General features: G+C 63.3%; 25 protein-coding genes and 1 tRNA gene. 16 read left to right on the forward strand and 10 right to left on the reverse strand.

Going from position 1 to position 26,680, the window contains the following annotated elements:
• Positions 1-91 precede the first annotated feature (91 nt).
• The 8 genes from DY468_RS05120 to DY468_RS05155 all read left to right on the forward strand — a co-directional run bounded on the left by DY468_RS05120 (position 92) and on the right by DY468_RS05155 (position 8,141).
• Positions 92-760: a TetR/AcrR family transcriptional regulator gene (locus DY468_RS05120; RefSeq protein ID WP_164603014.1), complete on the forward strand. Its 669-nt coding sequence runs from the start codon at positions 92-94 to the stop codon at positions 758-760.
• A gap of 159 nt (positions 761-919) precedes the next feature.
• The gene (locus tag DY468_RS05125; RefSeq protein WP_164603016.1) at positions 920-2,416 is read left to right on the forward strand and encodes a CoA-acylating methylmalonate-semialdehyde dehydrogenase; all 1,497 of its coding nucleotides are present in this window, start codon (positions 920-922) and stop codon (positions 2,414-2,416) included.
• A gap of 49 nt (positions 2,417-2,465) precedes the next feature.
• Positions 2,466-2,693 (forward strand): FitA-like ribbon-helix-helix domain-containing protein, encoded by a 228-nt coding sequence (locus DY468_RS05130; RefSeq protein ID WP_142883058.1) that lies wholly within the window; start codon positions 2,466-2,468, stop codon positions 2,691-2,693.
• 1 nt (position 2,694) lies between these two features.
• Positions 2,695-3,114: a type II toxin-antitoxin system VapC family toxin gene (locus DY468_RS05135; protein ID WP_164603018.1), complete on the forward strand. Its 420-nt coding sequence runs from the start codon at positions 2,695-2,697 to the stop codon at positions 3,112-3,114.
• Positions 3,111-4,268 carry an isobutyryl-CoA dehydrogenase gene (locus tag DY468_RS05140; protein WP_164603020.1) on the forward strand — a complete coding sequence of 386 codons (1,158 nt, stop codon included), beginning with the start codon at positions 3,111-3,113 and terminating at the stop codon, positions 4,266-4,268. The genes DY468_RS05135 and DY468_RS05140 overlap by 4 nt, the downstream gene beginning before the upstream one ends.
• The gene (locus tag DY468_RS05145; protein ID WP_164603022.1) at positions 4,265-5,338 is read left to right on the forward strand and encodes an enoyl-CoA hydratase/isomerase family protein; all 1,074 of its coding nucleotides are present in this window, start codon (positions 4,265-4,267) and stop codon (positions 5,336-5,338) included. Before DY468_RS05140 ends, DY468_RS05145 begins: the two co-directional genes overlap by 4 nt.
• A gap of 33 nt (positions 5,339-5,371) precedes the next feature.
• The gene (gene mmsB / locus DY468_RS05150; protein ID WP_164603024.1) at positions 5,372-6,259 is read left to right on the forward strand and encodes a 3-hydroxyisobutyrate dehydrogenase; all 888 of its coding nucleotides are present in this window, start codon (positions 5,372-5,374) and stop codon (positions 6,257-6,259) included.
• 160 nt (positions 6,260-6,419) lie between these two features.
• Complete coding sequence (locus DY468_RS05155) at positions 6,420-8,141, forward strand: AMP-binding protein (protein ID WP_164603025.1); 1,722 nt, start codon at positions 6,420-6,422, stop codon at positions 8,139-8,141.
• Positions 8,142-8,419: 278 nt separating this feature from the next.
• Here the strand turns inward: DY468_RS05155 and DY468_RS05160 are convergent, their stop codons facing one another.
• From DY468_RS05160 to DY468_RS05170, 3 genes are all read right to left on the reverse strand, one after another.
• Entirely contained in the window at positions 8,420-9,310 is an 891-nt protein-coding gene (locus DY468_RS05160) for a crotonase/enoyl-CoA hydratase family protein (RefSeq protein ID WP_164603027.1), read from the reverse strand.
• Positions 9,311-9,512: 202 nt separating this feature from the next.
• The gene (locus tag DY468_RS05165; RefSeq protein WP_164603029.1) at positions 9,513-10,928 is read right to left on the reverse strand and encodes an amidase; all 1,416 of its coding nucleotides are present in this window, start codon (positions 10,926-10,928) and stop codon (positions 9,513-9,515) included.
• Positions 10,921-12,105 carry a M20 aminoacylase family protein gene (locus DY468_RS05170; protein ID WP_164603031.1) on the reverse strand — a complete coding sequence of 395 codons (1,185 nt, stop codon included), beginning with the start codon at positions 12,103-12,105 and terminating at the stop codon, positions 10,921-10,923. The genes DY468_RS05165 and DY468_RS05170 overlap by 8 nt, the downstream gene beginning before the upstream one ends.
• A gap of 355 nt (positions 12,106-12,460) precedes the next feature.
• Here DY468_RS05170 and DY468_RS05175 point away from each other — a divergent pair.
• From DY468_RS05175 to DY468_RS05185, 3 genes are all read left to right on the forward strand, one after another.
• Positions 12,461-12,549, forward strand: a tRNA-Leu gene (locus tag DY468_RS05175).
• Between the two features lie 110 nt (positions 12,550-12,659).
• Positions 12,660-13,208, forward strand: a complete 549-nt coding sequence (locus DY468_RS05180; RefSeq protein WP_205512000.1) for a hypothetical protein — start codon at positions 12,660-12,662, stop codon at positions 13,206-13,208.
• Positions 13,209-13,478: 270 nt separating this feature from the next.
• Positions 13,479-15,953, forward strand: a complete 2,475-nt coding sequence (locus DY468_RS05185) for a DEAD/DEAH box helicase family protein (RefSeq protein WP_349644248.1) — start codon at positions 13,479-13,481, stop codon at positions 15,951-15,953.
• Positions 15,954-16,407: 454 nt separating this feature from the next.
• On the opposite strand, the gene DY468_RS05190 is transcribed toward DY468_RS05185, so the two are convergent.
• From DY468_RS05190 to DY468_RS05205, 4 genes are all read right to left on the reverse strand, one after another.
• Entirely contained in the window at positions 16,408-17,511 is a 1,104-nt protein-coding gene (locus DY468_RS05190; protein WP_164603037.1) for a Fic family protein, read from the reverse strand.
• A 721-nt stretch (positions 17,512-18,232) separates the two neighbouring features.
• Complete coding sequence (locus DY468_RS05195; RefSeq protein WP_164603039.1) at positions 18,233-18,688, reverse strand: GNAT family N-acetyltransferase; 456 nt, start codon at positions 18,686-18,688, stop codon at positions 18,233-18,235.
• 25 nt (positions 18,689-18,713) lie between these two features.
• Positions 18,714-19,556 carry a glycosyltransferase family 92 protein gene (locus tag DY468_RS05200; protein ID WP_205512003.1) on the reverse strand — a complete coding sequence of 281 codons (843 nt, stop codon included), beginning with the start codon at positions 19,554-19,556 and terminating at the stop codon, positions 18,714-18,716.
• A 112-nt stretch (positions 19,557-19,668) separates the two neighbouring features.
• On the reverse strand, positions 19,669-20,097 hold the full coding sequence (locus DY468_RS05205; protein ID WP_164603043.1) for a universal stress protein: 429 nt from the start codon (positions 20,095-20,097) through the stop codon (positions 19,669-19,671).
• Positions 20,098-20,196: 99 nt separating this feature from the next.
• Here DY468_RS05205 and DY468_RS05210 point away from each other — a divergent pair, with 99 nt between their 5' ends.
• Positions 20,197-20,610 (forward strand): twin-arginine translocation pathway signal, encoded by a 414-nt coding sequence (locus tag DY468_RS05210; RefSeq protein ID WP_164603045.1) that lies wholly within the window; start codon positions 20,197-20,199, stop codon positions 20,608-20,610.
• Between the two features lie 40 nt (positions 20,611-20,650).
• Here DY468_RS05210 and DY468_RS05215 read toward each other — a convergent pair whose 3' ends face one another.
• Complete coding sequence (locus tag DY468_RS05215) at positions 20,651-21,841, reverse strand: FAD-dependent monooxygenase (protein WP_164603047.1); 1,191 nt, start codon at positions 21,839-21,841, stop codon at positions 20,651-20,653.
• 18 nt (positions 21,842-21,859) lie between these two features.
• Positions 21,860-22,105, reverse strand: coding sequence for a zinc-finger domain-containing protein (locus tag DY468_RS05220; RefSeq protein WP_013501700.1), 246 nt, complete (start codon positions 22,103-22,105; stop codon positions 21,860-21,862).
• 208 nt (positions 22,106-22,313) lie between these two features.
• Here DY468_RS05220 and DY468_RS05225 point away from each other — a divergent pair, with 208 nt between their 5' ends.
• From DY468_RS05225 to DY468_RS05240, 4 genes are all read left to right on the forward strand, one after another.
• Entirely contained in the window at positions 22,314-23,462 is a 1,149-nt protein-coding gene (locus DY468_RS05225) for a hypothetical protein (protein ID WP_164603049.1), read from the forward strand.
• A gap of 169 nt (positions 23,463-23,631) precedes the next feature.
• Entirely contained in the window at positions 23,632-24,387 is a 756-nt protein-coding gene (locus DY468_RS05230; protein WP_164603051.1) for an alpha/beta fold hydrolase, read from the forward strand.
• A gap of 215 nt (positions 24,388-24,602) precedes the next feature.
• Positions 24,603-25,430 (forward strand): serine O-acetyltransferase, encoded by an 828-nt coding sequence (gene cysE / locus DY468_RS05235; protein ID WP_164603053.1) that lies wholly within the window; start codon positions 24,603-24,605, stop codon positions 25,428-25,430.
• 174 nt (positions 25,431-25,604) lie between these two features.
• Positions 25,605-25,823 carry a DUF3126 family protein gene (locus DY468_RS05240; protein ID WP_013501704.1) on the forward strand — a complete coding sequence of 73 codons (219 nt, stop codon included), beginning with the start codon at positions 25,605-25,607 and terminating at the stop codon, positions 25,821-25,823.
• A 15-nt stretch (positions 25,824-25,838) separates the two neighbouring features.
• Here the strand turns inward: DY468_RS05240 and DY468_RS05245 are convergent, their stop codons facing one another.
• Positions 25,839-26,546, reverse strand: a complete 708-nt coding sequence (locus DY468_RS05245) for a hypothetical protein (RefSeq protein WP_164603055.1) — start codon at positions 26,544-26,546, stop codon at positions 25,839-25,841.
• Positions 26,547-26,680: the final 134 nt, after the last annotated feature.

Raw genomic sequence — 26,680 nt, forward strand, 5'->3', positions numbered from 1 at the left:
CATCCGCACGATTCCTGAGGCGATGCGAAACTTGAGGCAAACGTCCGCGTTCGGTGTCATAATATGATCCTGAACATGGCATGGATCGCCGATGCGCTATTCGAAGGAACATAAGCAGGAAACCCACGACCGCATCGTCCGGCGGGCGTCGGTGAAGCTGCGCGAAAAGGGGGCCCACGGCATCGGCGTCGCCGATCTGATGAAGGATGCGGGCCTCACCCATGGCGGGTTCTACGCGCATTTCGCTTCGCGCGAGGCGCTGGTGATCGAGGCGTTCAGCTACGCGATGGACCGCTCGACCGAGCGCTGGCGCAAGCTGGCGGAGGATCTGCCCCCAGAGCAGCGGCTCGCCGCGCTGGTCGACGGCTATCTCAGCGCCGACCACCGCGACGATCTCGGCCGCGGCTGCGCGGTGCCGGCACTCGGCGCCGAGATCGCGCGCGAAAGCCCGAAGGCCCGCAAGGCGTTCGCCGCCAAACTCGACGAGATGATCGCGATGATCGCGGCGCAATATGTCGATGCTCCGCCGAAGGCCGCGCGTAAGCAGGCGATGGCGACGTTGGCGACCATGATGGGAACGTTGGTGCTGGCGCGGATCGCCGGCAGCGGCGAATTGTCCGACGAAATCCTCGCCGCGGGCCGCGAGGCCGCGCTGGCCGAGGCCGGCGCTGCTGCGCCGAAGAAGCCGGCGCGGGTGATCACGGCCAAGCCGAAAAAGACCGCCGCCAAGGCCGCGGCCCGGTCAACCACGCGCGACTGAAGCCAGCTTGCAGCGCGTGGCGGCGCCGCGAGCGGTGGCCGCATGCCGCAGAGCGGTGGCCTCTCCATTTCGGCACAGGTGTCGCGCGTGCAGGGCCTTCCCAAACCTGAAAAAATTCTGTTCAAGGGGAATAGAACACAGCCTTTCAGGAGGAAGTCCATGCGCACGGTCGGGCATTTCATCGGCGGCAAAGAGGTCGAGGGCAAGTCGGGGCGTTTCGCCGACGTGTTCGAGCCGATGACCGGCGAGGTGAAGGCCAAAGTCGCCCTCGCCACCAAAGCCGAGCTCCGCGCAGCGGTTGAAAACGCCAAGGCCGCGCAGCCGGAATGGGGCGCCACCAACCCGCAGCGCCGCGCCCGCGTGTTGATGAAGTTCCTCGAATTGGTGCAGCGCGATTACGACAAGCTCGCTGAGCTGCTCGCGCGCGAACATGGCAAGACCATCCCCGACGCCAAGGGCGACATCCAGCGCGGCCTCGAAGTCGCCGAGTTCGCCTGCGGCATTCCGCATCTGATGAAGGGCGAATACACCGAGGGCGCCGGCCCCGGCATCGACATCTATTCGATGCGCCAGCCGCTCGGCGTCGTCGCCGGCATCACGCCGTTCAACTTCCCGGCGATGATCCCGATGTGGAAGTTCGCGCCCGCAATCGCCTGCGGCAACGCCTTCATCCTGAAGCCGTCGGAGCGTGACCCCGGCGTGCCGATGGCGCTGGCGGCGCTGATGCTCGAGGCCGGCCTGCCGCCGGGCATCCTCAACGTCGTCAACGGCGACAAGGAAGCGGTCGACGCCATCCTCGATGATCCGGACATCAAGGCGGTGGGCTTCGTCGGCTCCTCGCCGATCGCGCAGTACATTTATGAGCGCGCGGCGCAGACCGGCAAGCGCGCGCAGTGCTTCGGCGGCGCCAAGAACCACGCCATCATCATGCCGGATGCCGACATCGACCAGACCGTCGACGCGCTGATCGGCGCCGGCTACGGCTCGGCGGGCGAACGCTGCATGGCGATCTCGGTCGCGGTGCCGGTCGGCAAGGCCACTGCGGATGCGTTGATGGACAAGCTGATCCCGCGCGTCGAAGCACTGAAGATCGGTCCGTCGACCGATCCGACCGCCGATTACGGCCCGCTGGTGACCAAGGAAGCGCTGGAGCGCGTCAAGAACTACGTCGACATCGGCGTCAAGGAAGGCGCGACGCTCGCGGTCGACGGCCGCGGCTTCAAGATGCAGGGCTACGAGAAAGGCTTCTACATGGGCGGCTGTCTGTTCGACAACGTCACCAAGGACATGCGGATCTACAAGGAAGAGATCTTCGGCCCCGTCCTAAGCGTCGTCCGCGCCCATGATTATGCCGAAGCGCTGTCGCTGCCGTCCGACCACGACTACGGCAACGGCGTCGCGATCTTCACCCGCGACGGCGACGCCGCCCGCGACTTTGCGGCGAAAGTGAACGTCGGCATGGTCGGCATCAACGTGCCGATCCCGGTGCCGATCGCCTACTACACCTTCGGCGGCTGGAAGAAGTCCGGCTTCGGCGACCTCAATCAGCATGGCCCGGATTCGATCCGGTTCTACACCAAGACCAAGACCGTCACCTCGCGCTGGCCGTCGGGCGTCAAGGAAGGCGCGGAGTTCTCGATCCCGCTGATGAAGTAAGCTAGGTTTCGGAGAGGATTGTCGTGCCGTCAGCATGATGGAGGGAACGATGGCTGAAGTAGTCATTCCTGATGTCGCCGAGGAGACGATTGCCATCTACCGGGAGCGGGCGCGGCTTCACGGTCGCTCGCTCGAGGAAGAGTTGCGCGACCTCCTCGAGCGCCACCGCCCGTTCTCGCGAGCAGAGCGGGCGGCGCTGTCACGACGGTTCCTGTCCGAGTATCCGGACGTTCAGCCGGCGCTGACCGCCGAGGAACGACGCGAAGGGCTGATGTGAATTGGCCTATCTCGTCGACGCCAGCGTGGCGGTGAAGTGGCTCGTCACCGAGGAGGACAGCGAGCGGGCCCATGCGCTGCTCGATTCCGATGCCGACTTGCTGGCGCCGCGATTTATCTTCGACGAGGTGGCTAACGTTCTCTGGAAGAAATGCAGGCTCGGGTTGCTGCAGCCGGACGATGCGATCAGCCGAATGCATCAGCTTCCCGGATTTTTCGATCAGATCGTTGCCGATGCCGATGTGGGCAAAGTCCTCGCGCTTGCGATCAAACTCGACCATCCTGTTTACGATTGCATCTATCTGCAAGCGGCGCTCGATCTGGGCTTCCCGCTGGTCACGGCCGACACCCGATTGACCAGGAAGACTCGACAGATTCCGACGCTGACCATTCATGACCTCGCCAAGATGGACATGCCTTGACAGCCATTGACCAGTTTTCCCTCAACGAAGACCAGCGCGCCATTCGTGACATGGCGCGCGACTTCGCGGCCGAGAAGATCGCGCCGCATGCGCTGAAATGGGATGAAGACAAGCACCTGCCGCTGGACGTGATCCGCGAAGCGGCGGCGCTCGGCATCGGCGGCATCTACATCCGCGACGATGTCGGCGGTAGCGCGATGACCCGGTTCGACGCGGCGCTGATCTTTGAGGCGCTTGCGACCGGCTGTCCGTCGGTGTCGGCGTTCATTTCCATCCACAACATGGCGGCGTGGATGATCGACAGCTACGGCTCCGACGCGCAGCGTCAGCGCTGGCTGCCGAAGCTGTGCAGCATGGAGCAGGTCGCCAGCTACTGCCTGACCGAACCCGGCTCCGGCTCGGATGCCGCGGCGCTGCGCACCCGCGCGGTGCGCGACGGCGATCACTACATCCTTGATGGCCAGAAGCAGTTCATCTCCGGCGCCGGCGCCAATGATCTGTACGTCGTAATGGTGCGCACCGGCGGCGATGGCCCCGGCGGCATCTCGACGCTGGTGGTCGAGAAGGACACGCCCGGCCTGTCGTTCGGCGCCAACGAGCGCAAGATGGGCTGGAACGCGCAGCCGACCCGCACCGTGATTTTCGAGAACGCGCGGGTGCCGGTCGCCAACCGACTCGGCGACGAAGGCATCGGCTTCAAGATCGCGATGGCCGGTCTCGACGGCGGCCGGCTCAACATCGGCGCCTGTTCGCTCGGCGGCGCGCAAGCCGCGCTCGATAAGACGCTCGCTTACATGAAAGAGCGTAAGGCGTTCGGCAAACGGCTCGACGAATTCCAGGCGCTGCAATTCCGGCTTGCCGACATGGCGACCGAATTGGAGGCTGCGCGCACGCTGCTGTGGCGCGCCGCCGCGGCGCTCGACCGCAAGGATGCGGACGCCACCAAGCTGTGCGCGATGGCCAAGCGCTTCGCCACCGATGCCGGCTTTGCGGTCGCCAACGAGGCGTTGCAGCTGCATGGCGGCTACGGCTATCTCGCCGAATACGGCATCGAGAAACTGGTGCGTGACCTGCGCGTCCACCAGATCCTCGAAGGCACCAACGAAATCATGCGGCTGATCGTGTCGCGCAAGCTGCTCGAGGCCAATCGATGAATGGTGCCGTGACCGAACCCGATCTGATCGTCCGGCGCGAAGGCTCCGCCGGTGTGATCCGTCTCAACCGGCCGAAGGCCATCAATGCGCTGACGCTGGAGATGGCGCGTGACCTCGATAACGCGCTCGACGCCTTCGCCGCCGATCCGCAGGTCGCGCTGATCCTGGTCGAGGGCGCCGGTGAGCGCGGGCTGTGCGCCGGTGGCGACATCGTCGGGCTCTACAACAGCGCGCGCGAGGGCGGCGATCTCGGCAAGGTGTTCTGGCGCGAGGAATACATCACCAACGCGAAGATCGCTAAGTATCCGAAGCCCTATGTGGCGTTCATGGACGGCTTGGTGATGGGCGGCGGCGTCGGCATCGCCGGCCACGGCAGTCACCGCATCGTCACCGACAAGACCAAGATCGCGATGCCGGAAGTCGGCATCGGCTTTTTCCCTGATGTCGGCGGCACCTGGCTGCTGACGCGCTCGCCCGGCGAGATCGGGACGTATTTCGGGCTGACCGGCGATATCATGAACGGCGCCGACGCGATCCACGCGCAATTCGCCGACGCCTATGTGCCGACCGCGAATTGGGCAGCGCTGCGTCAGGCGCTCACCGAAGCACCGAGCGGCGCATCGGCCGAGCAGGTCAGCGGAATCATCGCGCGCTTTTCCGAGCGGCCGGCCAAGGGCCCCGCCGAGCTGCATCAGGCCGAGATCGACCGCTGGTTCGGGCACGAGACGATCGAACAGATCTTCGCCGCGCTGGAGAGCGATGCGTCTGAGTTTGCGCAAGCCGCGCTGAAGACGCTGCGCATCAAATCGCCGACCAGCCTGAAGGTGACGCTGAAGCTGCTGCGCGCCGCGCGGCACAGGGCGACGCTCGAAGAGTGTCTGGTGCATGAATATCGCGCCGCGCTGCAGGTGTTCGTCAGCGACGATTTCGTCGAGGGCGTTCGTGCCGCGGTGATCGACAAGGACCGCCAGCCGAAATGGCGGCCTGCGACGATCGCAGAGGTGACGCCGGAGATCGTGGCGCGCTACTTTGAAGATCGCGGCGACGACGAACTGAAATTTCCGGGCTGAAGCACCGGGGACAGGCAAGGGGAGGAAGGGGACATGACGGATATCGCATTCATCGGTCTCGGCAATATGGGCGGGCCGATGGCCGGCAATCTCGCCAAGGCCGGCCACAAGGTCGCCGGCTTCGATCTGGTGGCGGCCTCGTGCGAGGCGGCGAAGGCCGAGGGCGTCAGCATCGCGCCGACCGCGATCGATGCGGTGAAGGGCGCGAGTGTCATCGTCACCATGCTGCCGGCCGGCAAGCACGTGCTGGCGGTGTGGAACGAGATCCTGCCGCACGCCGCCAAAGGCGCGCTGATCATCGATTGCTCGACCATCGACGTCGAGAGCGCCGTGCAGGCGCATGCGCTCGCCGCCAAGCACGACATCGCGTCTGTCGATGCGCCGGTTTCCGGCGGCACCGGCGGTGCCAAGGGCGCGACGCTGACCTTCATGGCCGGCGGCAGCGAGGCGGCCTTCGCGGCGGCCAAGCCGGTGCTCGAAAAGATGGGCAAGAAGATCGTGCATTGCGGCGGTGCCGGCGCAGGGCAGGCGGCGAAAATCTGCAACAACATGATCCTCGGCATTTCGATGATCGGCGTGTCTGAGGCGTTCACGCTGGCCGAGAAGCTCGGCCTGTCGCATCAGGCGCTGTTCGATGTCGCCTCGACGTCGTCGGGGCAGTGCTGGTCGCTCACCAGCTATTGCCCGGTGCCCGGCCCGGTGCCGGCGTCGCCCGCCAACAACAGCTACAAGCCGGGCTTCGCCGCCGCGCTGATGCTGAAGGACCTGAAGCTGTCGCAGGAAGCCGCCAAGGCGGCAGGCGCCGCGACGCCGCTCGGCCAGCACGCCGCCGAGATCTACGCCGCGTTCGAACAGGCCGGCCACGGCGGCACGGATTTTTCCGGAATCATCAACTACCTGCGCGAGCAGGGGCGGAAGTAAGCGTTTGATGTTTCGCACGGCGACACCTCCGTAATCGCCGTCATGCGCGGGCTTGACCCGCGCATCCATCGCTCTTCGCAATCCGATGGATTGCCGGGTCGAGCCCGGCAATGACGGGTGAACTGGCGGTGGCCGCTGTGCCTCGTAAGCGAGGTGCTTCATGACCACGTTCCAGCAAGCCCGTTCGTTCCTGCTTCAACACCGCACCGACTACGCAGCCGCGGTCACCGGCTTCCGCTGGCCTGATCCCGTGCCGTTCAACTGGGCGCTCGACTGGTTCGACGCCGAGCTGGCAAGCAATCCGGACAGCCGAAACCGTCCCGCGCTGTGGATCGTCGACGGCACCACCGGCCGGGAGGAGAAGCCGAGCTTCGCGCATCTGTCGAAGCGCTCCAACCAGGTCGCCAACTATCTGCGCGCCAAGGGCCTGAAGCGCGGCGATCATTTGCTGCTGCTGCTCGGCAACGTCGTGCCGTTGTGGGAGGTGATGCTGGCCGCGATCAAGCTCGGCCTCGTCACCATCCCGGCCACCACGCTGCTGACGCCGGAGGAATTATGCGACCGGCTCGACCGCGGCCGCGCCAAGGCGGTGGTGGCTGCGCCCGACCAGATCGCCAAATTCAAGGGCCTCGGCGGCGACGATCTGCTGCGCGTCGTGGTCGGCGACGCCCAGGACGGCTGGCTCAATTACGACGGGACCGCGCTGCAGTCTGACGTCTTCACCCCGGACGGGCCGACCCAGGCCGATGATCCGATGCTGCTGTATTTCACCTCCGGCACCACCGCGAAGCCGAAGCTGGTGCGGCACAGCCAGCGCTCCTATCCGGTCGGGGCACTGTCGACGATGTTCTGGCTCGGGCTGCAGCCGGGCGACGTGCATCTCAACATCTCCTCGCCGGGCTGGGCCAAGCACGCCTGGAGTTGCTTGTTCGCGCCGTGGAACGCGGGTGCCACCGTGTTCGTGGTCAACCAGCCGCGGTTTGACGCCAAGAGCCTCCTGGCGACGATTGGCCGCTGCGGCGTCACCACGCTGTGTGCGCCGCCGACGGTGTGGCGGATGTTCATCCAGGAGAAGCTGGCGGACTATCAGGTCGCCTTGCGCGAAGTCTGCGGCGCCGGCGAGCCGCTCAATCCGGAAGTGATCGATCAGGTCAAGGCCGCGTGGGGCCTCACCATCCGCGACGGTTACGGCCAGACCGAGACCACCGCGATGGTCGGCAATTCGCCGGGTCAGACGGTCAAGATCGGCTCGATGGGCCGGCCGCTGCCGGGCTACATGGTCAAGATCACCGATGCCGACGGTCATCCGGCCAAGGAAGGCGAGATCACGCTGGCGCTCGGCGATGCGCGCCCCGCCGGGCTGATGCAGGGCTATCAGGGCGAGGGCGGCAAGCTTTCGGGCGCCGACGGCAAGGTGTATCGCTCCGGCGACGTCGCGTTCGCGGACGAGGACGGCTATCTCACCTTCGTCGGCCGCACCGACGATGTGTTCAAGTCGTCGGACTACCGGATCTCGCCGTTTGAACTGGAGAGCGTGCTGCTCGAGCACGACCTCGTCGCGGAGGCCGCGGTGGTGCCGAGCCCGGATCCGATCAAGCTGGCGATTCCGAAAGCCTATGTGCTGCTGACCGCGAACGCGGAACGAACCCGCGACACCGCGCTGTCGATCTTCAAGCACATGCAGGGCCGGCTGGCGCCGTTCAAGCGCATCCGCAAGCTGGAGATCGTCAGCGAATTGCCGAAGACGATCTCCGGCAAGATCCGCCGCGTCCAGCTCCGCCGTATCGAGCACGACAACGATCAGGCCGATAGTCTGCGCGGGCTTGCTTTCTCGGAAGAGGACTTCCCGGAGCTGAAAGCCGCGCCGGCAAAGGAGGGGTGAGGGCGCAGCGCCCCCACAGGTCATTCCCGGGCGTCCGTCGACCGTAGGATGGGTTGAGCGCAGCGAACCCCATTGGCGTCGGCTGCGTGCGGCGATGGGTTTCGCCTCCGGCTCAACCCATCCTACGAGCCGTGCCGGGACGGTGTGCACTGTCCTCTCGTTGGTCATTCCGGGGCGCGCGCAGCGCGAACCCGGAATCTCTCTTTGCAACAACCTCGGGATTCCGGGTTCGCGAACGTTCGTTCGCGCCCCGGAATGACGTGCTTTGGCGACAGCGCTTACTTGTAGTCGCGTTCGTCCCACCACGGGAAGTAGGGCGGCATGTCGGTGGTGATCTTGTTCTTGAACTGCGCCGGGCGCTTTTCCAGGAACGACGAGACGCCTTCCTTGACGTCGTCGGAGCGGCCGCGCTCGTAGATGCCGCGGCTGTCGATCTTGTGGGCTTCCATCGGATCGTCGGCGCCCATCATCCGCCACATCATCTGCCGGATCAGCGCAACCGACACCGGTGCGGTCTTGGCGGCGATTTCCTTGGCGAGCGTGCGGGCGGTTTCCAGCAATTGATCAGCCGGCACCACCTTGCTGACCAGCTTGCCTTCGAGCGCCTCCTGCGCCGGGAAGACGCGGCCGGTGTAGCACCACTCCAGGGCCTGGGCGATGCCGACGATGCGCGGCAGGAACCAGCTCGACGCCGCTTCCGGCACGATGCCGCGCTGCGAGAACACGAAGCCGAACCGCGCGGCTTCGGATGCGATGCGGATATCCATGGCGAGCTGCATGGTGACGCCGATGCCGACCGCCGGGCCGTTCACCGCCGCGATCACCGGCTTCAGGCACTTGAAGATGCGCAGCGTCACCTGGCCGCCGCCGTCGCGCACCTGCGGGTCGCTGTAGTCGGTCGAGCCGTCGGCATTGCGGCGCACCGGGCCGCGGCGGGCGTCGCGGTCGAAGGTGTCGGCGCCGGAGGACAGATCGGCGCCGGCGCAGAACGCACGGCCTTCGCCGGTGACGATGATGGCGCGCACGTTGTCGTCGGCATCGGCCTTGTCGAACGCCTCGATCAGCTCGCGCTGCATCGTCGGCGTGAACGAGTTCAGCTTGTCCGGCCGGTTCAGCGTGATGGTGAGGATTTGATCGGCGACCTCGTATTTGATGGTCTCGAACGGCATCTGGTTTCCTCCAGCGTGTTTTTTGTTTGTACGACGTCATGCGTGGGCTCGACCCGCGCATCCCTCCTTATGAAGGAGATGGATGCGCGGGTCGAGCCCGCGCATGACACCTTGTAGGATGGGTTGAGCGCAGCGAAACCCATCGCGAGGTCGGACGTGTGGCTGATGGGTTTCGCTGCGCCCAACCCATCCTACGCGTTCGTCACCGCGGCGCCACCGGCCACGGCTTCTGTTCGCCGCGCAGTCCCTCGAACGCCTTCGCCATGCGCAGCACGCCGAGATCGTCGAAGCGCTTGCCGACGATCTGCACGCCGATCGGAAAGCCCTTGGCGCTGTAGCCGGCGTTGATCGAGGCCGCGGGATTTTCTGCCATATTCCAGGGCACGGTATAGAGGATGTGGTCGAACGGAATATCCGGATCGTCGAGCGGCGATGCGACGTCGGCGGCGAAGCTCACCACCGGCGCCACCGGCGAGATCAGGTAGTCGATGTTGGCGAACAGCTTGGCGCCCATCGCGCGCACCGCCATGGTCTGGTTGAAGCCGCGCACCACCTCGACGCCGGACAGATTCGCGCCGCCTTCGGCCCAGCGCACGATGTAGGGCAGCACCTGCGCGCGCTGAGCTTCGCTGAGCTTGCTGACGTCGTCCCACATCCGGGCTCGCCAGAACGCGTCGAGCCCGTCCATCATCTCGCGGGTGAAGCCGAGTTCGACCTGTTCGACGATCGCGCCCTGAGCCGCCAGCAGCCGCGCAGCGTCGGTGACGACGCGGCGGACGTCGTCCTCCAGCGCCATGCCGAAGCCGAGATCGGTCAGCAGGCCGATTTTCTTGCCGCGGAGTTCGGTGTCGAGCTCGCTCCAGTCGAAATCGTGCGGCGGCAGGCTCATGCCGTCGCGGCCGTCGGGCTGCGACAGCACACTCATCATCAGCGCTGCGTCATCGACGGTGCGGGTCATCGGTCCGGCACAGCGGCCGACATAGGGAGGGTCGATCGGTATGCGGCCGAGCGAGGGTTTCAGCGCGAAGATGCCGCACCAGTTCGCCGGCAGTCGCACCGAGCCGCCGATGTCGGTGCCGAGATGCAAAGGGCCGTAGCCGGCCGCGCCCGCGGCGCCCGCACCGGCGGACGAGCCGCCGGTGTTCTGCGACACGTCCCACGGATTGCGGGTGACGCCGTGAAAGCTGGAGAGACCCGACGACAGCATGCCGAAATCCGGCATCGTCGTTTTGGTCCAGAGAATGCCGCCGGCCTCGCGCAGCCGCGCTGCGGGCGGTGCATCGGCTGCTGCGGGCGTCAGCGGCGTGATCGGTACGCCGAGCGGCACCGGCGTGCCTTGCGTCGCCACGTTTTCCTTGACGGTCACCGGCACGCCGTCGAGCAGGCCTTGCGGCTCGCCCTTCGCCCAGCGCTCGGTCGAGGCCCGCGCGGCGCGGCGCGCGCCGTCGGGATCGAACGCGTACAGCGCATTCAAATGCGGCTCCCAGCGCTCGGCCTGGGCGATCACCTCGTCCATCACTTCGGCGGGCGAGAACTGCTTGCCGTAGTAACCGGCGAGCAGCTCGGTGGCGGAGAGATCGTGCAGCGCGGTCGCTTTGGTGGTGATGCCGTCAGACATGGGCGGTCGCCTCGGCGGCCAGCGGCAGACGGGTTTCGACGATCCGCGCGAACATGCTGGCGCCGATCGGCAGGATCTTGTCGTCGAGCACATAGCCGGGATTGTGCACCGGCACGTCGCCGTCATGGCCGACCCAGAAATACGCGCCGGGGATCGCCTGCAGCATGTCGGCGAAATCCTCGCTGCCCATTTTCGGCTGTTCGCGCAGCTTGACGCCTGCGTCGCCGACCACACCGCGTGCCACCTCCACGACGACGTCGCTCTGCTCCTGCTGATTCACCAGCACGCTGAAGATGTCGCGGATGTCGACGTGGATTTCGACGTCAAACGCCGCCGCGATGCCGGCCGCGAGCGCCCGCATCCGCGTCCGCACCAGCTTGCGGATGTCGTCGGAGAAGCAGCGCACCGTGCCGGCGAGCCGGGCTTCGCCGGGGATCACGTTGTAGGCCGAGCCGGAATGGATCTGTGTGATCGACAGCACCGCCGAGTGCAGCGGATCGACGTTGCGGCTGACGATGGTCTGCAGCGCCTGGCCGAGCGTCATCGCGATCACCACGGGGTCCTTGGAGCGCTCGGGCATCGCGCCGTGGGCGCCGTAGCCGGAGATGGTGATGTCGAAGAAGTCGGCGCCGGCCATCGCCGGTCCCGGCAGCACGGCGATTTCGCCATGGGCGAGGTCGGGGGCGTTGTGCAGACCGTACAGCTCGTCGCACGGGAATTTCTGAAACAGCCCGTCCTTCAACATCGCGCGCGCGCCGCCGAGGCCTTCTTCGGCCGGCTGGAAGATGAAGTGAACGGTGCCGTCGAAATTGCGGGTCTCGGCGAGATAGCGGGCGGTGCCGAGCAACATCGTGGTGTGGCCGTCATGGCCGCAGCCGTGGAAGCGGCCGGGGATCGTGGAGCGCCACGCCAGTTTGGTGTGCTCCTCCATCGGCAGCGCGTCCATGTCGGCGCGCAGTCCGATGCGCCGCCCGCCGTTGCCCTTGCCCTTCAGCACGCCGACGACACCGGTGCCGCCGAGCCCGCGATGCACTTCGATCCCCCATTGATCGAGCTTCTCGGCGACGATGTTGGAGGTGCGAACCTCCTCGAAGCCGATCTCGGGATGGGCGTGCAGATCGCGGCGGATCGCCGTCATCTCGTCGGCGAAGGCTTCGATACGGTCGATAGTCGGCATGCGCGGATCACCTCGGCTGTGGGCGGGCTCAGTGAGACGTTTCGGGCGGCCTGCATGCAAGGAACGGGCAACAGCGGGGCAGGGCAGGTGAGAGACGCGGAATCGGCATCGGCTCGAGAGAGATCGCCGCGCCCGACGCCGCAGGCGCCGAGCGCATTCCAGCCGAGAATGCGGGGCGATGTCAAAGCGCGCGGCCGGCGAAGCCGCAGCATCGCTGCAACCCCGCTTTGCGTTGCGCCGCCGGGTCGATTATGAATGCGGCGCACTGGCGCGGAAACCGGCACCGTCACGGCCGCCGAGCCGGATGGCCACCGCCGCAGCTGCCACCTCAACGGCGGCCTTCGCGGTCCGGGATGCGGGCGTGGCGAAATTGGTAGACGCAAGGGACTTAAAATCCCTCGGCTCGAAAGAGCTGTGCCGGTTCGACCCCGGCCGCCCGCACCAGCACTCAAGTCTGAAAATGAGTCCCGGCAGAAATCGAACCATTGTCAGCGGCATAGTGTGATTAATGATGAATCATCAGGGGAAAGCTGAGAAGGGCCTTTCAAGGTCTGATGATGAAGCTAACCAATCGGCGCAGGGCCGAGCTTGCCAATGCGAAGGCGAGCGCGGAGCGAGCACGAGCCAAATACCATAGCCTGATGGAACGGTCTTACCTCGATCCGGAATCAGCCGAACGGAAGATGGAGGTCTATCGCGCAAAGCACGGCGACAAGGCTCTTCAAGAAAAATTGGCCGACAATGCGCGCAAGACGGCGTTTGGCCGTCGGCCAGGCAGCATTGCGTCGCGGGACGGCTACGCTCCCGGTGCAGGTGAACGCAGGGAAGGCTCTCATATTGCCCGGCAGTATCTGCCTGAAGCGACCCTTGAGAAGATCAGGGCGGAGGAGCGGCTGAAATACGCCGAGCGAGCCGCAGGCGGCGATATGCTGTCTGCGGAGAAACAGCAGCCTGACAAACCGGAAACCAGAGAGGCAGCGCCCCGCGCGGGAAAGAGCTTCAAACAAAAGCTGGCAGATCAACAAATGACGTCTTCGAAGGATAAGGCAGCCCTCGACCGGCTCAAAGCGGATCGGGGAAAAGACAGGGACATTGAACGGTAAAGTTTGCCCAGCGTATCAGCCAATAAAGCAACAGGGGCAGTTGCTGCGGCCCCTGTGTTCGTCGAATAACCATTCAATCGATGTGGTAGTATATACATCGGAGACGATAATGCGTGAATATTTTCGTGCCGCCCTAAGCGGCGAAGATAGTCGTGGTGGCTAGAATGCCTTGTGAGTGGCATCCTATCCCGGAGTCTCCTTCGCTGGCACCAGAGTGATTTTATTTGCCGGCTGATGATAGAGTTAAGAAGACCAATGAGGAGCTATAAAGTGGAAATAGATTTCGACAAACTGATTGGTGATGATGAGAGCTTGCCGACAAATCCGCGCGATATTTTCCTGACGCTCGACAAAAGCCCGGAATTTTCATTCCTTCGCGATATTCAAGCTGATGTATTGGACTCGTGGTACGAGGATCCGGATAGGCGCGACGCGGTCATAAAGCTAAACGTTGGCTCTGGCAAAACACTTGTTGGGCTGCTCGTCCTTAAGAGTTCTCTCAATGCGTGTGTGGGTCCGGCCGTATTCATTTGCCCCGACAATTTCCTTGTCGAACAAGTTATTGCTGAGGCCGAGCGCCTCGGCATAGATGCGACGACTGACGTCCACGACATTGCGTTCCGCTCTGGAGGCAAGATTCTTGTCACAAATATATACAAACTCTTCAATGGAAAGTCTGTTTTCGGAGTTGGCCCCCTAGGAGAGCGCATCGAAATCGGCGCTCTAGTTATCGACGATGCGCATGCGTGCCTCCAGTCGGTCATAGAGCAGTTTAGGGTGCGACTCCCTAATACGCATCCAGTGTACGATTGGATTCTCAAGAATTTTGGGCCTGCGATGAAGCGCCAAAGTTCGTACACCCACTTATCAATCGTTTCGGGAGATCCACAATACTATCAAGAGATTCCCTTTTGGAATGTCCAAGAACAGGCCGATGCTCTTCTCAAAGTAATGCATGACAGCCGCGAGACCGAAGAACTAAAATTTACGTTCCCCTTTATAGCGGATGTGCTCCCTCTGTCGCGTATTGTCATCAGTGGGCGGGAAGTAGAGATAACGCCAATGTGCCCGCCCACGGATCTGGTGAATTCGTTTCGAAATGCAAAGCGGCGAATCTATATGACCGCTACGTTGTCTGATGACAGCATCCTGGTAACCCATTTCGGCGCCCAAGCCGATAAGCTCACTGGCGCAATCACGGCCGCCTCATCCCAGGCGATGGGTGAGCGCATGATCATAATGCCTCAGGAGATCAATCCCGACATCACATTACCAGATGTCAAAGGTATGTTGGCGAAGGTAGCTAAGAATTACAATGTCGTTGTTATTGTGCCGTCTAAGAAGGTGGCCGACGAGTGGGCAGATGTGGCAAATCAAACTCTTGTGGGGGACGCAGTTTCACAAGGTGTGGCGAAATTGAAGGAAAAGCATGTCGGCTTGACTGTGCTTGTAAATCGTTACGATGGAATAGATTTGCCGAAGGAGGCCTGTCGCCTTCTTGCCATAGTCGATCTGCCTGAGGCTGCGTCTTTACTGGATAGGGTTGACACGAGCATTCTTGGGAGTTCGGCGATCGGGTTGCGCCGACAAATTCAAAGAATCGAACAAGGAATGGGGCGTGGAGTAAGATCGACTGATGATCACTGCGCAGTTGTGCTTTTCGGAGCAAAGCTAACAGAAAGGCTCCTTTCGAAGGATGGTCGTGAAATGCTCACTCCTGCCACACAGGCTCAATTGGCGCTTTCCAGGCAGTTGGCAAAGCAAATCGGTGGGGCCACCATTGGTGACATAGAGGTCGTTATTAAGAAGTGTCTTGAGCGTGATAAGGGGTGGATTGCGGCGAGTAAGAAGGCTCTCCTGAAGGCTGTAAAGCAGCCTGGTCTGAACCTTGATAGTGGGCAGATAGCACTCAAGCGGGCATTCGACGAAGCGAGATATAACGAGCATACCAAGGCAGCCGCGACATTGGCAGATGTCGCTAACGGCACAGATGATGAACCATACAAGGCTTGGCTTAAGGTTCGTACTGCCGAAATGACGAATTTTTTCGACAGGGCGGAAGCTCAGCGTATTCTGCAATCCGCATACCGGTTGAATCGAAATGCAATGCGGCCGGTCGAGGGCGTCTCCTATGAGAAACTCAAGGCGCAAAAGGGCGCGCAGGCTATTGCAGTTCAAGCCTTCTTTCGGGATCGCTTTCTTGAAACTCCTGAGAGAATTCTTTTCGCGCAGAGTCTTAGCGATGCCCTAGTGTTTGAGCCAGATGCGGCAGACAAGTTCGAGCAAGCCGTACTTGATTTGGGGTTGGCAATTGGGATTACCTCGCAGAGACCGGAGAAGCAATTGGGAGAGGGCCCCGATAACCTTTGGAGATTTAGAGATGGTCGATTCTTGGTCGTTGAATGTAAGAATGGATCGACCTCGACAAACGGGATTTCGAAGACTGAGCTAGGGCAGCTGGAGCAGGCAGATACGTGGTTTAATGAGCGATACGGGAACGAAGAACGTATCCCAGTAATCATCCATCCGTTGAATTACCTTGGTCCGCAGGCGAGCGCTCCAAAAGGTCTCAGGGTGATTAGCAAGAGCAAGCTTGAAGCGTTGAGGCATGCACTCGTGAGTTTTGTAAAGGCGATATCGATTGATAGTGTGCTGAGCAATGAAATGCGGATCAAAGAGGCACTGGAGACGCATAAGCTTTCCGAGAGTCTCTTTCTTGGAGCGTTTTCGGTGGGCCCAAAATAGAAAAGAGACTGTCGGAGCGCTAAGTGGATCTCAACAAGTCTTGCTAGCCGCGAGTCTTGGCCCCACATACAGACGCGGAAACCATCGGTCCAAGACCGCGAGCGGGAAGCCGAGTTGCACAGGTGAGCGACACCAAGAGGCTTTGTTCAATAAGGGGATTGAGCACCGTTCGTGCTTGGCGTTCCTGATAAGCTGCCAGTTCGGGAGCTTTGCCGCGCGAGATCATCTCGCGGCAGAGCAGGGCTTCGCACAGCAGCCGCCAGTTGCCTTTTGGGGAGGTGGCCGGCACTCGTTTCTTCTTCACATCAGATTTCGATGCGGCATTTCGGTTCGCCGGGTTCAAAGGGGATTACATAAAGACTATCTTGTTCGATGCAGTGGATAAAGCTACCAGGTTGGCTTGGATATCGATCATTCACATCAACAACAGGGCTGGATGCTCCGGAGGGAGCGATTAGTCCAACTTCAGGTGATAGCGAGTATAGCGCAATTCACCTGTTCGGGTCAGAGCGTCCTTTGCAACAAGGTCTTGTAGATCGCGCGTGGCGGTGGAGCGGGTCGCCTTGGTGATGGTGATGTAGTTCTCTGCGCTCAGGCCGCCTTTGAAGCCTTCGATCCCTTCCTCGAACATGCGCGCGATGGCCTTCTCTTGCCTTTCATTCAATTGGCCACGCAGGCGCTCGTAGAATCGGGTCTTGGCAAGGGAGAACTCGACCCGCTTGTTGGTGTTGTCCTGAGCTTCAAGGACCGTCTTCCCGAAATAGACGAGCCAGTCGGTGACCTCTGTCGACTTGTTATTGAGTTCCAAGGCGTCGTAGTAGGCTTTCCGTTTGTGTTGTATGGTGTAGGCGAGGGCGATGAGAGTGGGCTGGTTGAGGTTTTGTGCCAGTGATTTTTCAGCCAAGGCACGCGCGATCCGCCCGTTGCCATCTTCAAATGGGTGAATGCTGACAAAGTAGAGGTGAGCAAGCCCGGCGCGTGTGAGCGCGGGGAGCGCTTGCGGGCCGCCGGGAGCGGTTTCGTTAAACCAGTTGATGAAAGCCGTCATTTCCTCCGTCACGCGCTCTGACGGTGGTGCTTCGAAGTGGACTTTGCGGTGTGCGATTGGGCCTGACACGACCTGCATGGGGTCGGCGTGAGTCCGATAGGCCCCCACCGTCTGAATCGACTTCGTTCCCGCCATGAGCATCTGGTGCCACTCGAACAGCGTCTCATGGGTGAGAGGCTCATCAAACCTGCGATAGAGGTCGGCCATCATTTGAGCGATGCCGCGTTCGGCCGCTGGCACGCCAGGCCGATCCTTCGCGAGGCCAAACTGATAGCGAAGTGAGGACTGCACGCTATCGCGGTTCAGGATCTCCCCCTCGATTTCTGAGGTCTTGAGGGCTTCCTCACTGATCAACTCGATGCGGAGATTGGTCTGTTCATCTTGGCTGACATGCTTGAAGGCTCCGATGAACTCACCGGAGCGCAAGAGAAAATCGCTTTCAAATTTCTCGAACCCTTTGGTTTCGTAAGAAAATACGGGCCAGTTTGGGTCCTCCCAATTCCAAGGCATGAGCTATAGAACTCCTTTCTATAGCCCAGTATTGGAAGGAAAATGAGTTATAGCAAGGCACTCTATGCCTCATCGGGCATGAAGGCGTGATGCGCTCAGCCACCAAATTCTTTCTAACCATTTGTGATATTGTGTATTTTTAAGTTCCATGAGGCCTGGTTAGGTATTAAAGCAAGTCTGGGGCGTGTTGGCGGCAGGCAACACTTCGGGTGGGTGCTTCGGCTGACCGGGTTCGATCGGCCCTGGGTGATCGGATCGCCCAAAGAGCATGAGCAGAGTGTCGCGCCGAGAGGGCGCCACAGACCGGTCGCCAGGCTCCGTGTGAAGCGGGCGGAAAGGATTCGTTAACGGTCTGCGGGCTACCGTTTAGGGCAGGTATAAACCCCTGAATCTCCCACAAAACCTGATTTGTCTGACATTCAGCACGTTCGACTAGGCCGAACGGGCCGATTTTGATGTTTTTTAGCACGTCCATTAGCACGCTGCGTTTTGTAGTCCAAAAAATACTAAATAAATCAGATTGTTAGAGTATACCCATTAGGACTTAAAATCCCTCGGCTCGAAAGAGCTGTGCCGGTTCGACCCCGGCCGCCCGCACCATCCATGCCACCTGCAGTCCCGACAGATTTGTGATGCGATCGTCTTGGCTTTAAAGACGACACTGCTGACAACAGGCAAGGCGCGCGCGGCGTTGCTCATACCGACTGCCGCGCGGCAACAACTATCCGATCCGCTTCACCATATGCACCACCCGCGCGCCGTTGGTCCGCGTCTCCAGCCGTTCCTGCGCGTAGCCGAGCGAGGCGTAAAGGCGGATGTTTTCTTCGAAGCGCTCATTGGTGTAGAGCCGCAGCGTATTGCGGCCGACATCGCGGGCGATTTGTTCGGCGAGGTCCATCAGCCGGCGGCCGTGGCCGCGTTTCTGGGCGTCGGGCGAGACTGCGACGTTGACAATCAGCAGGTCGTCGTCGCGGAGTTCGGTTTCGATCAGCGCGGCGAGGGTGCCGTCCGCTTCCAGCAGGTCGAAGCGATGCTCGCGGATCGCGACCGCGTAGTCGGCGAGCATCGGCAACGGTTCGTAGCCGATCAGCGCCAGCCATTTGGCGTAGGCGCGCATCGTCAGGTCGGTGATTGCCGCGACGTCGGAGGGGGTGCCACGCCGGATCAATTCGGCCATGCGATGCCTTTCGTTTCGCAGAGCGTCAGCCAGCCGTGGCTGCGTCCTTCGCCTTGCCGAACACGCGATCGAGCACCGGCAGGATCGAGGCGTCGTCTTCGGCGTTCATGTCTTTCTCGGCAGCGAAATGCCAGTCGCTGTCGCGCGGCACCGGGGTCGAGGCGTCGCCGCGCTGGATCTTGGTCTGCAGGTCCGACAGCGAGCGCGACCAGTAGTGATTGAGCCTGAGCAGGTCGAGCACCGGGCGGTCGCCCTGGAACGGCCGGCCCATGGTGTCGATGGTTTCGCCCTGCCAGTATTTGTAGAGATGCACGTTGCGGATGGCGCGGATCCAGCGCGGGTTGGCGATGGTCTTGGCCGAGATCTTCGACAGCGGCGAGCGCTTGGTGAAGGCGCGGCTGATCGGCACCGGCGGCCGCTGCTCGTGGCCGGCCGAGCCGAAATACGGCGAGAACACGCCGACCGCCGGCGCGCCCTCGAACCGGCCGAGCACGTCGGTGACCTTGTCGGCGACCGGCGAGAACAGAAATTCGTCGATGTCGATGAACGCCATCCACTTCGCGTCCAGCATGTGATGCTTGATGCAGTGGCGATACGCCGGCAACTGACCGACTTCGACCGGCCAGTCGGTGAGCGTCACCAGCCCGCGCGCGATCCACGGCGCCAGCACGTCGCGGAAGTGATCGGTGCTGAAATTGTTGTAGAGATAGAAATGGCCGACGCCGACCGCCTCGTGGAAGCGCAGCCACTCGTCGAGGAACGGTGCCTCTTCGCGGAAGATCGCCACCACGGCCAGCGTCGGCACATTGCGCTGCGCGACGATGCGGTCGCGCGCTCGCGCCCGCCACACCCAGGGGGCACGCAGCATTTGCTTCAATCCCGACACGGGTCGCTCCTTGGAAAGTCAGATCGATTGCGGCGCGACCCTGTTCCAAACCTGCGGATTTGGCAAGGCGAGCGATGCGCCGCGGAACGCGCGGTTACTTCACCAGCGTCACGGGTAGTTTGGTGAGGTGGACCACCTTGTTGGCGACCGAGCCGAGCACCAGATTGCCGATCGCGCTACGGCCGCGGGTGCCCATCACGATGCCGTTGCAATTCAGCTCTTCGGCGCGTTTGACGATGCGCTGGGCGGTGTCGCCGGTCAGGACTTCGGAAGTGAATCGGATGTTGGCGGCGTTCAGCTTGGTGATCGCCGGTTGCAGGATGTCGTCGCCATGCTCGCGCTGCAGCTCCTCCATCTTGTCCTTGGAGACGTAGACCGCGATCTCGCCGTACAGCGCCGGCTCGGGATGGGCGTACACCAGTACCAGTTCGATCGGGACGTTGTCGTTGACCAGACCGATCACCCAGTCCAGCGCGCGGCCGGCATTGGCGGAGCCGTCATAGGGGAGAAGGATCTTCTGCATCGGTGGCGTCCTGCTGGTGGGGGCGTACTGCCGGCCACACTGCGGTCATCACAGCCTGATTTGACCCAAACCTCAACCTGGTTCACACAGCCGGTCACCATGACATCGCAACGCCAGTCCGATTCCGCCGCAGCCCGCGCTGCTGCCGCCGCCGCTTTGATCGCCGCCGCGCTTGGCCTGTCCGGCTGTGCCGGAATGGGCGACAGCGCGTTCTCGCAGGCGTTCGTCGATCCGGCCAGATACGAGCTGTACGACTGCAAGCAGCTCGAAGCGGAGCGCAAGTCGCTCGACACCCAACTCGCCAAGCTGGACGGCCTGATGCGCAAGGCGCAGACCGGCGTCGCCGGGCCGGTGGTGGCCGAGGTCGCTTACCGCAACGACTACATCAACCTGAAAGCGCAATCGCGGCTCGCCGAACAGACCTGGCGCGACAATCGCTGCACCGCGACGCCGGAGCCGCCGCCGGCTGCCGAGCCGGCCGCCGCCAAGCGGGCAAGGCGCGGGTCGCGCTGATCCCGCCGCAGTCCGTCGAGGCAAGCAGCCGTTGGGTGCCTCACGGGCGCCAGTCGTAAATCCAGTTCTGCCGCGCCAGCAGCCGGTCGGGCCCGAGCGTCCGCATCGCGATGTCGCGAGCCAGCGCCGCGGCGCCGGGCAGGTGGTAGATCATGCCGTTCTGCCGGGCGAGCCGCTGGACCCGCTTGACCCGGTGGCGGCGCAGCGCCGCATAGCGCTGCAGTGTCGCCGCGACCTCGGCGGCGGTGCCGCGGCCTTCGCCATGGCTGGCGCCGAGGCTGGCGGCAAGCACCGCGGCATCCTCGATCGCCATGCCGGCGCCCTGTGCGGCGAACGGCAGCATGCCGTGCGAGGCGTCGCCCAGGAGGGCGACCGGGCCCTGGTTCCAGGCTCCGCCGTCCGGCATCGCGAACAGCGCCCAGCGCGTCCAGCTCTCGACCGCCCCGATCAATGCCCGGGCGTTGCCCGCCCAATGGGCGAAGCGGCCGATGATTTCGGTCGGTTCGCCGCGCGCGCTCCAGCCGCGCTGGTTCCACGAGCCGTCGACCACCGCCACCAGATTGATCCGGCGGCCGCCGGAGATCGGATAGACCACCAGATGGGCGTCCGGTCCAAGCCAGAGTTGCACCCCGCGCAATTTCTCGCCATCGGGCATCGCCTCGGCCGCAAACGTCCCGCGCCAGGCGATCAGCCCCGAGAACATCGGCTCGATCTTGGGAAAAACCCGCCCGCGCACCGCCGACCAAATCCCGTCGGCGCCGATCAGCGCCAGTGCCTGTTCCAGTCCGCCCCCGGCGGAGACGGTGACACCATCGGCATGGAGGGTCACGTCGTCGAGGGCACAGCCGAGCCGCAACTCGATCGCGGGGTGGGCGGCGACCTGCAAGGCCAAAGCGGCCTGGAGATCGGCCCGGTGCACCACCCAATAGGGCGAGCCGGTGCGCGTCGCGACATCGCCGATCGGCATCCGCGAAATGCTGCGGCCGGAGCGCGCGTTGATCGCCGTGACGGCGTCCGGCGTCACGGCACAGGCTTCGAGCCGGGATCTCAGGCCGAGATCGACCAGAACGCGGGAGGCATTGGGAGACAGTTGCAGGCCGGCGCCGACTTCGTCGAGGCGTCCGGTGCGCTCCAGGACGACGACGCGGAAACCCTTGGCGGCCAACGCCAACGCGGCGGTCAGGCCGCCGATGCCGGCTCCGGCGACGATGATCGTATGCGAATCCGCCACCTCGCGGTCAGCGTTCGATCAGGCGACCTTGTCCTTCAGCACGCATTCCGGCGGGCGGGCTTCGCCCGGCTTCAAATCCGGCGCGTAGCGGTACAGCGTCGAGCAGTACGGGCAGATGATCTCGTTGTCGTTGCCGAGGTCGAGAAACACATGCGGATGGTCGAACGGAGGAGCGGCGCCCACGCACATAAATTCCCGCGAACCGATTTCGATCGTCGCAACGCCGGCATCGTTCTGGAAGTGGGGAACCACATGGTCGGACATTCAGCTCACCTTTGCTGACAGCGGAGGGCAACTAACAGTGCAGCGCACCATACCGGCGCCGCTGCCTGATTCCTAGACCGGCCGGACAGAGATTGCCCGTTGAAATTCGACACAATCCCGTGGTGTGGGAGAAGCCCTTCTTTCGTCTGATCGGTTGTGTCGAAGTGATGACGCACCACATCTACTTGGGAGAACAACGAGGAACCTGATGCGGCTGCAACTCGGCGTGGCGAAACTCGGTCTTGCAATCAGCGCGGTGGCGCTGGTGGCCGTGTGGCCGCGTGCTCATCACGGCGCAGCGATGATGGCCGCCCAGGACGACCCGGCGAAACTATCCGATCTGCAGACCGCCGAAGCATTGCGGCAGGATCGCGGCGTGATTGCGCGGCAGACCGAGCTCGCTTTGTCCGCCGGCGATCCTGACCTGGCGCGTAGCTTCGTCGAGCTGGCGAACGCCCATCAGGTCGTACTGCCCGAAGATCTGACCCGGCGGGTCGACGACGCCGTGAAATCGGAGCGGGCGCCGGCGCAGGTGGCAAGCCGGTTCGCGGCCGGATTGGTCACCGGGCAGGGCGATGATCTGGCGGCGCTGTCCGGTACGGTGGCCGGCGATCTGTTCGTGTTCGGCGACATTCGTGACGTGATCCGCGAGGGCAAGCATCTGGCGACCGGCGAGGCCGCCGATCATCTGGTGCTCGGGCTTGCGGCGGCCGGCATTGCGGTGACCGCGGCGACCTATGTCAGCGTCGGCGCCGCTGCGCCGGCGCGTGTCGGGCTGACGCTGGTGAAGGATGCCCGCAAGGTTGGCCGCATCAGCTCCGGCCTCGCCGGATGGGCCGGCCGGTCGGCGCGGGAGATCGTCGATGCGCCGGCACTGCAACGCGCCGTCGCGGATGCCTCGTTACTACGTCCGGCGCGGACGCTGGAGGCCGTGAAGGCCGCTGTTCGCACCGACAAAGCCGGCGGGCTGATGCGGTTCGCAAAGGATGTCGGCAAGATCGGAGAGAAGGCGGGCACGCGCGGCGCGTTCGATGCGTTGAAAGTCGCCGAAAACCCGAAGGATGTCGCGCGGGCCGCGCGGCTCGCGGAGTCAAAGGGCGGTCAGACCCGCGCGATCATCAAGCTGTTCGGCCGCGGCGCGCTGCTGCTCGCAACCGGGACGTGGAATTTCGCATCGTGGATATTCAGCGCACTGCTGATGCTGTTCAGCATCGTCACCTCGCTGAAGGCCGGCACCGAACGCCTGACGCAGCGCTGGCTGGACCGCCGCAAACGCAAAGCGGCCAAACGTGCGCTTGCCGAAACGACACGTCCGCAGCCGTCCGTCGGCGCGGCATCCGCCGTAGCCGAGGCATAGTGCGAGCGGTGCAAGAATGATAAAGTTCGATCCCGTTCGTCACCATTGCGCCGATTGCGGCCTTGCTCGCTCGCCGACGCGGCGGATCGTGTGCCTCGGCTGCGCTCGCCGTCCGGGCCCGACGACGTAACTTTCAACGCTCATTCCCATCATCAACGACGGATATCTGATGCCGAGCTTCGATCACGCCGGAGTCAACATCGCTTACCTCGACGAAGGCGAGGGCGAGCCGATTTTGCTCATTCACGGTTTCGCCTCGAACAAGAATGTCAATTGGGTGTATCCGTCCTGGCTGTCGGAATTGAAGCGCGCCGGACGCCGCGTCATCGCGATCGACAATCGCGGCCACGGCGAGTCCAGCAAGCTGTACGATCCGGAAGACTACACGCTCGAAGCGATGGCGGCCGATGCGGCGGCGCTGCTGGATCATCTGGACATCTCGCGCGCCGACGTCATGGGCTATTCGATGGGGGCGCGGATCGGCGCCAATCTGGCGCGGTGGCAGCCGCTGCGGGTTCGCTCTGTCGTGCTCGGCGGTCTCGGCATGGGCCTGCTCAGCAACGAGGGGCGTCCCGGTGAAAACGTCGCGGGCGCGCTCGAGGCCGACGCGCTCGACGATGTCACCGATCCGGTCGGCCGCACCTTTCGCGCCTTTGCCGATCAGACCCGTTCCGATCGCAAAGCGCTCGCTGCCTGCATGCGCGGGTCGCGTGGACTGATGAGCCGTGAGGATGCCGCGCAGATCGCGGTGCCGGTGCTGATTGCGGTCGGCACCGACGACGATGTCGCGGGCTCGGCACACGAACTCGGCGCGATCATTCCGGGCTCAGAGGTGCTCGATATCCCGCGGCGCGATCACATGCGTGCAGTCGGAGACAGGGTCTACAAGGAGGGCGTGGTCGCGTTTCTGGAGCGCCGGCCGTGAGCGCCGCTGCGGCGCGCTCTTGATTCCGACCGTCTTGCGCCCAACTTGATCTGAAAGGTTGCACCACCCGACGAACCTTGTGGATTTAGGAATCTCGACCAGGTTCAATAGGTTAAGGATCTGCCGCGGTGCCTTTCGTGACGCCCGCCGGGTGCCGCGACAGCGCGGTGTTCGCCGTGCTATAGTTTTGCAGTGACCCGATCGAGAGAGCCGGCATGGTGATGCATCAGATCAATCCGCAGAGTGCGAATGTTACGGCGCTCGATCCGATCTGGGAGCGGGTCCGTAGCGAAGCCGAAGACATCGTGCGGCGCGAGCCGGAACTGGCGTCTTTCATCTTCGCCAGCGTGCTGCATCACGATCGTCTCGAAGACGCGGTGGTGCATCGGGTGGCCGAGCGGCTCGATCATTCGGCGCTGTCGGGCGATCTGATCCGCCAGACCTACGAGGACGCGCTGCGCGACCAGCCGGACATCGGCAACGCGTTTCGCGCCGACATGGTGGCGGTGTTCGATCGCGATCCCGCGACGACGCGTTTCATCGATCCGCTGCTGTACTACAAGGGCTTCCACGCCATTCAGACCCATCGCCTGGCGCATTGGCTCAACGGAAAGGGCCGCAAGGATTTTGCGCTGTATCTGCAGAGCCGTGCATCTGCGGTATTTCAGACCGATATCAATCCGGCCGCCAAGATCGGTCGCGGCATTTTCCTCGACCACGCCACCGGGCTGGTGGTCGGTGAAACGGCGGTCATCGAGGACGACGTTTCGATTCTTCACGGCGTCACCCTCGGCGGCACCGGCAAGGAACACGAGGATCGCCACCCCAAGATTCGCCATGGCGTGATGATCGGCGCCGGCGCCAAGATCCTCGGCAATATCGAAGTCGGTCATTGCGCCCGGATCGCCGCCGGTTCGGTGGTGCTGAAGGCCGTGCCGCACAACATGACGGTGGCCGGCGTGCCGGCGAAAGTGGTGGGCGAGGCCGGCTGCGCCGAACCGTCGCGTACCATGGATCAAATGCTCAACGCGATCGGGCTTTGATCGGTCGGGGATTGATCGACCGCGTGACCGTCGCGGCGTTTGCGGTTCGCAACTCGCCGCGAGGGGTTGCGGCTGGCGCCGTGAGAAAGTACTGACGGCGACCCCGGCGGTGCCGACCGCGCGATGGACGTGTCGTCGGTGCTGTGCTGCCGCTCAGTTGAATTGGAGATCACCGTGGACGTTCAGGAAGTCAGAAAACTCGATGCCTATCTCAAGCGGGTATTCGGCAATCCGAAGATCCGCGTGGTGCCGCGGCCGAAGAAGGAAGACTCCGCCGAAGTTTATATCGGCGAGGAGTTCATCGGCGTTCTGTTCGTCGACGACGAGGACGACGATCGCTCGTTCCAATTCCAGATGGCGATCCTTGAAGACGATCTCGCGGACGTCGACTAAGCAGAAGCGCCGCCCTCAGCCGCGCACATGGATCTGCGCGGCGAGCCGCGCGATCGCACTCGCGACATCGCGCCACTGGTTCAGCCATTGGCGCGGAAACCGGAAGGTGATGTCGGCGCCTTCAATCCGCATTTCGCTGAGACACATTCCGGGTGTCTGGCGGTCGCGGGTGCAGCGTGCCGACAGCTCCGGTTGCTCGGCGGTGAACAGATCCTCGCTCGCATAGGGCGAGCCATCGACGAACGGCCGCATCGTCAGCCCGTCCAGCGTCTGCGGCGCCACCTCAGCCAGATAGCGTGGATAGATCGTCCGTAGCCGCGTCTCTGGGGCCAGCGTGTCCTCGTGCGCGGCGATCGTGACGAAGATCCGGTCCATCGGCTGGAACTCGGCGATCTCCTCGGCGGTCTTGTGCACCGCGCGCTCCGGCGGCGTCAGTGAAGGATACAGGAACACGAGATCGACCCGCTCCTGCGGTCCGGATCGGCGCTGGTACTTCACCCGAAATGCCTTGGTCGGCACGTTGAACAGGGTGTCGCCGATCGTCACCGGGGTGCGGTCCGGATCGCCGACGCTTTGCACCTGCCAGGTCGGCCACAACAGATATGCGACGGCCGCGATCGACGCCGCGCCGATGGCGCCACCGATCATCAGAGGAAGGCGGGAACTGGTCCGCGGGGCGCGACGTCGGCGCTGGCGGCCCGGAAGCGAAGATACCAAAGTCATGACGACGCAGAGGTCCGGCACACGAATCAGATTCGACTATGCCACGCGCCGATTCGGCACCGAACGGGATTGTGCGGCGCACGGCAGCAATTCTTCCGTCGCGCGTTAACCTTTTCTTAAGGCTGTCGTGGCGG

Origin of the sequence: Rhodopseudomonas sp. BR0M22, from assembly GCF_010907035.1 — a bacterium.
Classification (GTDB): Bacteria; Pseudomonadota; Alphaproteobacteria; order Rhizobiales; family Xanthobacteraceae; genus Rhodopseudomonas.

Excerpts from the sequence above, each read along its gene's own strand:
- DY468_RS05120 (WP_164603014.1), top strand. The coding sequence starts at position 92 with ATGCGCTATTCGAAGGAACATAAGCAGGAAACCCACGACCGCATCGTC.
- DY468_RS05125 (WP_164603016.1), top strand. The coding sequence starts at position 920 with ATGCGCACGGTCGGGCATTTCATCGGCGGCAAAGAGGTCGAGGGCAAG.
- DY468_RS05130 (WP_142883058.1), top strand. The coding sequence starts at position 2,466 with ATGGCTGAAGTAGTCATTCCTGATGTCGCCGAGGAGACGATTGCCATC.
- DY468_RS05145 (WP_164603022.1), top strand. The coding sequence starts at position 4,265 with ATGAATGGTGCCGTGACCGAACCCGATCTGATCGTCCGGCGCGAAGGC.
- mmsB (WP_164603024.1), top strand. The coding sequence starts at position 5,372 with ATGACGGATATCGCATTCATCGGTCTCGGCAATATGGGCGGGCCGATG.
- DY468_RS05155 (WP_164603025.1), top strand. The coding sequence starts at position 6,420 with ATGACCACGTTCCAGCAAGCCCGTTCGTTCCTGCTTCAACACCGCACC.
- DY468_RS05160 (WP_164603027.1), bottom strand. The coding sequence starts at position 9,310 with ATGCCGTTCGAGACCATCAAATACGAGGTCGCCGATCAAATCCTCACC.
- DY468_RS05165 (WP_164603029.1), bottom strand. The coding sequence starts at position 10,928 with ATGTCTGACGGCATCACCACCAAAGCGACCGCGCTGCACGATCTCTCC.
- DY468_RS05170 (WP_164603031.1), bottom strand. The coding sequence starts at position 12,105 with ATGCCGACTATCGACCGTATCGAAGCCTTCGCCGACGAGATGACGGCG.
- DY468_RS05180 (WP_205512000.1), top strand. The coding sequence starts at position 12,660 with ATGATGAAGCTAACCAATCGGCGCAGGGCCGAGCTTGCCAATGCGAAG.
- DY468_RS05190 (WP_164603037.1), bottom strand. The coding sequence starts at position 17,511 with ATGCCTTGGAATTGGGAGGACCCAAACTGGCCCGTATTTTCTTACGAA.
- DY468_RS05195 (WP_164603039.1), bottom strand. The coding sequence starts at position 18,688 with ATGGCCGAATTGATCCGGCGTGGCACCCCCTCCGACGTCGCGGCAATC.
- DY468_RS05200 (WP_205512003.1), bottom strand. The coding sequence starts at position 19,556 with ATGCTGCGTGCCCCCTGGGTGTGGCGGGCGCGAGCGCGCGACCGCATC.
- DY468_RS05205 (WP_164603043.1), bottom strand. The coding sequence starts at position 20,097 with ATGCAGAAGATCCTTCTCCCCTATGACGGCTCCGCCAATGCCGGCCGC.
- DY468_RS05210 (WP_164603045.1), top strand. The coding sequence starts at position 20,197 with ATGACATCGCAACGCCAGTCCGATTCCGCCGCAGCCCGCGCTGCTGCC.
- DY468_RS05220 (WP_013501700.1), bottom strand. The coding sequence starts at position 22,105 with ATGTCCGACCATGTGGTTCCCCACTTCCAGAACGATGCCGGCGTTGCG.
- DY468_RS05225 (WP_164603049.1), top strand. The coding sequence starts at position 22,314 with ATGCGGCTGCAACTCGGCGTGGCGAAACTCGGTCTTGCAATCAGCGCG.
- DY468_RS05230 (WP_164603051.1), top strand. The coding sequence starts at position 23,632 with ATGCCGAGCTTCGATCACGCCGGAGTCAACATCGCTTACCTCGACGAA.
- cysE (WP_164603053.1), top strand. The coding sequence starts at position 24,603 with ATGGTGATGCATCAGATCAATCCGCAGAGTGCGAATGTTACGGCGCTC.
- DY468_RS05245 (WP_164603055.1), bottom strand. The coding sequence starts at position 26,546 with ATGACTTTGGTATCTTCGCTTCCGGGCCGCCAGCGCCGACGTCGCGCC.